The organism is Kordiimonas aestuarii (genome assembly GCF_025574465.1).
GTDB lineage: Bacteria > Pseudomonadota > Alphaproteobacteria > Sphingomonadales > Kordiimonadaceae > Kordiimonas > Kordiimonas aestuarii.
Genome location: NZ_JAOBPP010000020.1, coordinates 283,653 through 290,389 on the forward strand (window position 1 = coordinate 283,653; position 6,737 = coordinate 290,389).

At 56.1% G+C, this 6,737-nt stretch carries 6 protein-coding genes and 1 pseudogene; 6 read left to right on the forward strand and 1 reads right to left on the reverse strand.

What is annotated here, in order from left to right; genetic code table 11:
• Positions 1-38: 38 nt before the first annotated feature.
• The 6 genes from bufB to OEU85_RS10755 all read left to right on the forward strand — a co-directional run bounded on the left by bufB (position 39) and on the right by OEU85_RS10755 (position 5,975).
• Positions 39-905 (forward strand): MNIO family bufferin maturase, encoded by an 867-nt coding sequence (bufB, locus tag OEU85_RS10730; protein WP_262691477.1) that lies wholly within the window; start codon positions 39-41, stop codon positions 903-905.
• A complete protein-coding gene (locus OEU85_RS10735) occupies positions 898-1,593 on the forward strand; it encodes an HvfC/BufC N-terminal domain-containing protein (protein WP_262691478.1) in 696 nt (231 codons plus the stop codon). Before bufB ends, OEU85_RS10735 begins: the two co-directional genes overlap by 8 nt.
• Positions 1,594-1,604: 11 nt before the next feature.
• A complete protein-coding gene (locus tag OEU85_RS10740) occupies positions 1,605-2,063 on the forward strand; it encodes a DoxX family protein (RefSeq protein ID WP_262691479.1) in 459 nt (152 codons plus the stop codon).
• Between the two features lie 129 nt (positions 2,064-2,192).
• Complete coding sequence (locus OEU85_RS10745; protein ID WP_262691480.1) at positions 2,193-2,684, forward strand: Lrp/AsnC family transcriptional regulator; 492 nt, start codon at positions 2,193-2,195, stop codon at positions 2,682-2,684.
• A 3-nt stretch (positions 2,685-2,687) separates the two neighbouring features.
• Complete coding sequence (pepN, locus tag OEU85_RS10750; RefSeq protein WP_262691481.1) at positions 2,688-5,315, forward strand: aminopeptidase N; 2,628 nt, start codon at positions 2,688-2,690, stop codon at positions 5,313-5,315.
• Positions 5,316-5,573: 258 nt separating this feature from the next.
• A complete protein-coding gene (locus tag OEU85_RS10755) occupies positions 5,574-5,975 on the forward strand; it encodes a helix-turn-helix domain-containing protein (RefSeq protein ID WP_262691482.1) in 402 nt (133 codons plus the stop codon).
• Between the two features lie 122 nt (positions 5,976-6,097).
• Here the strand turns inward: OEU85_RS10755 and OEU85_RS10760 are convergent.
• Positions 6,098-6,737: pseudogene (locus OEU85_RS10760) on the reverse strand (hypothetical protein); the annotation flags it as partial.

A 6,737-nucleotide genomic window follows, 5' to 3' on the forward strand; every position in this document is an offset into this window, starting at 1 on the left:
CTGCTATGCTGCTCTAATTATATGTAAAGGCAGGTTTTATGGCTGTTGACTATCTTTGGCAGAGTAAGGGGCAGGTACCTCCCGTTGGTGTGAGCTTGAAAACCGAGCATCTCGCGCATGTGCTCAACGCGCGACCTGCTATGGCATTTTTTGAAGTGCACGCTGAAAATTACATGACAAAAGGCGGGGCTCATCACCGTTATCTCGAAGCGATTTGCGAGCATTATGCGCTCTCGGTGCACGGTGTTGGCATGTCCCTAGGCTCGGCGGAAGGGCTTGATCCCGCCCATGTCGATCGCTTCAGGGGAGTGGTGGCGCGCTACGGTCCCGTGCTGGTGTCGGAACACCTTGCCTGGTCTGTGCAGGGCGGCACTTATCTGAATGACCTGTTGCCGTTGCCGCTGACGCAGGAAAGCCTGCGGGTTGTCAGCGCCAATGTGAGCAGGTTGCAGGACGCTGTCGGCCGGGCAATCCTTATCGAAAATCCATCCAGCTATCTGGCGTTCAAAGCTAGCGAAATGCCGGAGATCGAATTCCTGACGCGTCTCGCGGATGCCACAGGCTGTGGGCTGCTTCTTGATGTGAATAATATCTATGTGTCGGCACGCAATATGGGCTTTGATGCGCTGGGCTATCTTGATGCGGTGCCCGCCGCGCTCATCGGTGAGGTGCATTTGGCTGGTCATGTGGTCAAGGATATTGATGGCATAAAATTGCGGATCGATGACCACGGCAGCCGGGTATGTGATGACGTCTGGGGCCTCTATGAGCGGTTGGTCAATCGAGTGGGCCCGAAGCCGACGCTCATTGAATGGGACACCGACGTCCCCGACTTTGACGTGCTGGAAGCCGAGGCGACAAAGGCCTTGGCACGCATGACGGCAAAGGTACATGTCCATGCCTGATCTGGCCACGTTCCAGCGAGAGATGAGAAAGGCGATGGTGGCAGGCGGCGTCCCCTCCACCACCCTTGAAGGCGCGGTCGTGTCAGACACGCTCCCGGCTGAGCGGCGCATCAGGGTCCACCAGAACAATTACCGTGAAAGTCTGTGCAGAGCTCTTATGTCACTGTTTCCGGTGGCCAGGGTTTTTGTTGGGGAGCAATTCATAAAGGGCGTGTTCGCCAAATATATCGCACGCGAGCCGCCGTGCGAGGCGGTGCTTTCCCACTACGGTGCCGGGTTGCCGGATTTTCTCGCTGAATTTGCGCCCGTGTGCCAGGTCCCCTATCTGCGGGATATCATCAGGCTTGAGTGGGCCATTCACAGCCTGCAACTGGTTGAGGAGTTCGGGAACGCCTTGAGTGCGGATGGCACACCCCGGTTGTCACCTAACGTACGGCTGGTAGACAGCGACTATCCGATCCTGAATCTCTGGATGGCCGGTACCGGGCAGATCCCGCCGGAAGCCGTCAGTTTGAAGGCCGGCGGGCAGTGTGCGCTTGTGACCCTGTCGGGTGGCGAGGTGCGGCTGGCCGCGCTTGACAGCGCACAGCGCCAGACAGCGCTGCGGATCGAGGCGGGCGAGCCGGTGGAGGGCGATAGTTTGACCATGTTGACAGAGATGGGCGCGGTAGATTTCCACGCCGGGTAGGGGAGCTTTGGATGCGCGCGGTGATCAGGCAGGCGGGGGCGCTTTATGCGCGCTCAGCACATGTGGTTGAAATGCAGGATTATATGCTCCTGTGGTTACGAAGCTGGGTGGCGCATATTTTTTATGCCAGCAGCCGTACCAAGGTTGCTGGTGGCTTCCTTGAGCCATCAGACAGTGCGCATACGCTGTTCGAGTACGAGTATGCCCTGCCATTGCTTCCCGCCGATGTGGCGTTGACCCTGGCGATTTACGCCGAAACCTTCCTGCCGATACTGCTTATTCTGGGGCTGGCTTCCCGTCTTGGAGCGCTCGGCCTTTTTGGCATGACCCTGGTGATCCAGCTGTTTGTCTATCCAGGCCATTTCAGCGAGCATGCGACATGGTTGGCGGCGTTATTGCCGATTGTGATGATGGGCGGCGGTAAAATTTCGCTTGATCATCTTTTATTTCGCAAAAGAAGAACCAGATAGCAGTACAGGCACACATTAGGCAGGCTTAATAGCAGCGTGAGCTATTTTTCTGTTCCCGGAATAGAAAAATAGGCTAATAGGGGGCTGACAGTGAGATGGGGTACGCCCTGCGCTAGAGGAAATAAGAAAATGGATGAAATTGATCGCAAAATTCTGAATCTGTTACAAAAGGACGCGACGCTCAGCACGGCTGAAATCGCGGAGGCGGTAGGTCTGTCGACCACACCTTGCTGGCGCCGTATCCAGATTCTGGAACAGGAAGGCTATATTACCCGCCGTGTGGCGCTTGTGGATCGTAACAAGGTCAATGTGCCGCTGGATGTGTTTGTCGCCATCCGTACCAACGAGCATAACTTCGACTGGCTTGATGAATTCGCCCGCCTTGTGTGCGAATTCCCGGAGGTTGTTGAACTGTACCGCATGAGTGGCGAGATCGACTATCTGATGCGGGTCGTGGTGCCTGATATGGCGGCTTATGACACTTTCTATAAAAAGCTGATCAAAAAGGTACAGCTCACGGATGTGAGTTCGTCTTTCGCGATGGAGCGGATCAAATATACGACGGCCTTGCCGCTTGATTATGCGATCGAAGAGAACAAAAGCCGCCGCAGGAGAGGGTAAACCGTGGATGCAAGCCGCGCCGCTGTAGCGCCCAAGCAGGAAATAAGGCTCGCGGATTATCAGCCGCCAGCCTTCAGTATTGATACCGTTGACCTCAATTTCGACTTACACGACGAAAGCGCGATTGTGACCGCGACATCAAGGCTGACGCGGCAACACGGCACGGGGACCCTCATTCTCGATGGCGGGCCTTATATGACGCTGAAAAGCATCGCTGTGGATGGTAAGCCTCTGGGCGGTAATGAATATACGCTGGGCGCAGAAACGCTGACGATCCACGCTGTCCCTGACAGGTTTACACTCGAGATCGTGACTGAATTGTCCCCGAAAGAGAACACCCGTCTCGAGGGGTTGTATTTTTCCGGTGGCAACTTCTGCACCCAGTGTGAGGCTGAGGGTTTCCGGCATATCACCTATTATCCTGACCGCCCGGACGTACTGGCGCGCTATACCGTGCGGATCCAGGCGGACAAGGCCCGCTATCCCACCTTGTTGTCGAACGGCAACCCGGGCGAGACAGGTGATTTGCCTGACGGGCGTCATTTTGCCGAGTGGCATGACCCACACCCCAAGCCCTCGTATCTGTTTGCCATGGTGGCCGGTAAACTGGGCCGCCTGAGCGACAGTTTCACCACGTGCTCGGGGCGTGAAATCGCCCTGAATATTTTTGCCGCTGAGGGCGACCTTGGGAAATGTGATTATGCGATGGCATCGCTTAAGCGCTCCATGGCGTGGGACGAAGATACCTTTGGCCTGGAGTATGATCTTGATGTGTACAATATCGTCGCCGTGTCAGACTTCAACATGGGCGCGATGGAGAACAAGGGCCTGAACATCTTCAACACCAAATATGTGCTGGCAAGCAAGGAAACCGCAACAGACGCGGATTTCGACCATGTTGAAGGGGTGATCGGACACGAATATTTTCATAACTGGACCGGTAACCGGGTTACGTGCCGGGACTGGTTCCAGCTCAGCCTGAAGGAAGGGCTGACGGTTTTCCGTGACCAGGAATTCTCAAGCGATATGACGTCCCGCGCCGTCAAGCGGTTGGATGATGTACGCGCGCTTCGCATGATGCAATTCCCGGAAGATGGCGGCCCGCTTGCACATCCGGTGCGGCCTGAACGGTATATCGAGATCAACAATTTCTATACAGCGACTGTCTACAATAAAGGCGCTGAAGTGATCCGGATGATGCACCGGTTGATCGGGCCCGACGCCTTCCGGCACGGCATGGATCTGTATTTCCAGCGGCACGACGGTCAGGCGGTGACCTGTGAGGATTTCACTTGCGCGATGGAAGATGCCAGTGGCGTTGACCTTAAGCAGTTTCGTCTTTGGTATTCGCAGGCGGGTACGCCGGCACTTGTCATCACGCGGGAGCGAGAGGGTGGAGATCTGATTCTGCATGTGGAGCAGAGTTGCGCACCGACACCAGGTCAGCCGGAGAAAAAAAACCTTCATATGCCGCTTCTGGTCGGCCTTGTTGCTAAGGACGGCTCGGAATTGCGGGCGGACGTGTCGGGCACAGGCGAGTGGACCGATGATGGCTGTCTGCTACAGGTGATAGATGCGCGGCAGTCTTACCGTTTCAAAAACGTACCCGAGGGCACTGTGCCCAGCCTGTTGCGGGGCTTTACCGCACCCGTGACCATGCGCCACGATCTGACATCGGAGGAACTGGCGTTTCTGGTGCAGCACGACGGCGATGCGTTTGCGCGCTGGGAAGCCGCACAATATATGTATGGTGATTTCCTGTTGGCTTGTGCGCGGGGCGCGGGCAAGGCTGAAGCTCCACCGCACGAGATTGCGGAGACATTTAAAAGCTTGCTGAGTGATACAGAGGTGGACGAGGCTTTGTTGGCCGAGTTATTGGCTTTGCCGTCCGAGATTTCGCTTGGTCAGCGCATGGATGTGCTGTTGCCGGATGAAATACACAGGGTGCGGGAAGGCCTGGCGTCGCACTTTGCCCATGAGAATGCTGATGCGGTGCGTGCGCGTTATGCGGAGCTCAGCGGGGCAAGTTATGACCTGGACCAGACAAGCAAGGCCCGGAGACGGCTGCGGAATGTCTTGCTTAAGTATCTGGCTTATCTGCCTGATGCCGAGGCGCTGGTGTGCGGGCACCTTGAACAGGCTGACAATATGACGGACCGTATGGCCGCGCTTGTGATTATTGCGGCAAGCGATTTCCCTGCACGGGATGAGATGCTGGCAGCCTTCTATAATACCTGGCAGCGGGACGACCTTGTGGTGGATAAATGGTTTGCGGTGCAGGGGCAAAGTTCTCGGCCCGATGCAGTTGAGGCGGTGCAACAGTTGATGCAGCACCCGGCTTTCAAGGTTGCCAACCCGAACAGGCTGCGATCGCTCATCTCCAGTTTTGCCATGCTCAACCAGGTGCGGTTCCATACCGTAGATGGTGCTGGCTATCGCCTGCTGGCGGACACTATCGCACACGTGGACAAAATCAACCCGCAGACGGCAGCACGACTTGTGGCACCACTGGGACGGTGGCGGCGGTTGCCAGAGGCCAGGCAGGCGTTGATGAAAGCTGCGCTTGAAGGCCTTCTGGCACAGGTTGAAAGCGCTGACGTTCGCGAACTGGTGGAAAAATCCCTGAGCTGATTAGGTTCTGATTCGCCCAAATTGCTATATCTGGCTTCCCTTATGCTGCCTGCGTCGGTTCGTCGCATAAATTGATACTATATGTTGCAAAATAGTACAATTTTTGGCTAGTTATTGTTTCCGAACGGAAATTGGGTCGAGAAAACAAGTAGCAAGGCCGCACCGGATGCTCGAGCTGGGTGGTCTGCATTTATATACTAGAGATAGTAGGGTGCTCGCCTTATAATGGGTGCAGCCAATCACCAGAGAGAGAGTATAATGAATAAGAGTCCTGATCCGATTGACGTTCACGTCGGTCAACGTGTTCGCGCACGTCGCAAAATGCTTGGTCTTTCCCAGACACAATTGGGGACAGAACTGGGTGTTACTTTCCAACAGGTTCAAAAGTACGAGCGGGGCACCAACCGCATCGGCTCCAGCCGCCTGTTCCGCATGTCCACGACGCTTGATGTGCCGGTTGCCTATTTCTTTGAAGGCGCCGAAACAAAGCTGCCTGGGTATAATGCGGCAAGCGAAGGGCTTGATGGTGATGCGTTCGACCGTCAGGAAACGCAGGAGCTCGTTGAGGCGTACTACCGTATTGCCGATCCGCGCATCCGCAAGAAGGTTCTGGGCCTTGCCCGTCTGCTTGCCAGCGGTGTTGACGAATACGGCATGTAAAATTCCAGAGGGCAGGTTCACCACTGGCCCGAGGAAAAAGAATTCGAAAACGCGGCCTAACAGCCGCGTTTTTTATTTGTCGTGATGGTTGTAAAAAAGGGCTGCGTTAGCAGCCCTTTAATTCATTCGGTTTTTTTTGCGTCTTTTTTCTTTTTGCGCTCGCGTCGGGCGACATACATAAGGCCGGGCGCCAGCAACAGGAAGCCCGCAGGCTCCGGCACCGCGATGATGCTGATGATCGCCGTATCGAGGCTGGTCAGGATCAGATCACCCGGTGCATACCAGCGGCTTGATACGCCAGTTGGAAGGGTGATGATTTCACCGTTCTCAAGCAGCCTGCCATCATAGCGTATACGCAAGGTAACCTCATAGTCACCGGTCGTGCCAAAGTTGGTACCTAATCCGCTCGTCAGATTAAGCGTTTGGCCCGAGCCAAGTGTGGTGTCGCCCAGCATCCAGACCAGGTCAAACTCTTCGAGGTCGGTCAACTGGCAATATAGCTCCGCCTCAAAGGTCGTGCCGCATCCGTCGAGGGTGAAGTCTTCACCCAGCGGAATGGGGTCATAGACACCAGCCTCGGCAATAAGCTCATATTGCGCAGGCTCAGGCGGCGGCGGCGATGTTGGCGGCTGCGTTGTCGGCGGGTCTGTCGCCGGCGGCGATGTTGGCGGCTGCGTTGTCGGCGGCTGCGTTGTCGGCGGCTGCGTTGTTGGCGGCTGCGTTGTTGGCGGCTGCGTTGTTGGCGGCTGCGTTGTTGGCGGC

Coding starts and splice junctions, on each gene's coding strand:
- bufB (WP_262691477.1), top strand. CDS start 39: ATGGCTGTTGACTATCTTTGGCAGAGTAAGGGGCAGGTACCTCCCGTT.
- OEU85_RS10735 (WP_262691478.1), top strand. CDS start 898: ATGCCTGATCTGGCCACGTTCCAGCGAGAGATGAGAAAGGCGATGGTG.
- OEU85_RS10740 (WP_262691479.1), top strand. CDS start 1,605: ATGCGCGCGGTGATCAGGCAGGCGGGGGCGCTTTATGCGCGCTCAGCA.
- OEU85_RS10745 (WP_262691480.1), top strand. CDS start 2,193: ATGGATGAAATTGATCGCAAAATTCTGAATCTGTTACAAAAGGACGCG.
- OEU85_RS10755 (WP_262691482.1), top strand. CDS start 5,574: ATGAATAAGAGTCCTGATCCGATTGACGTTCACGTCGGTCAACGTGTT.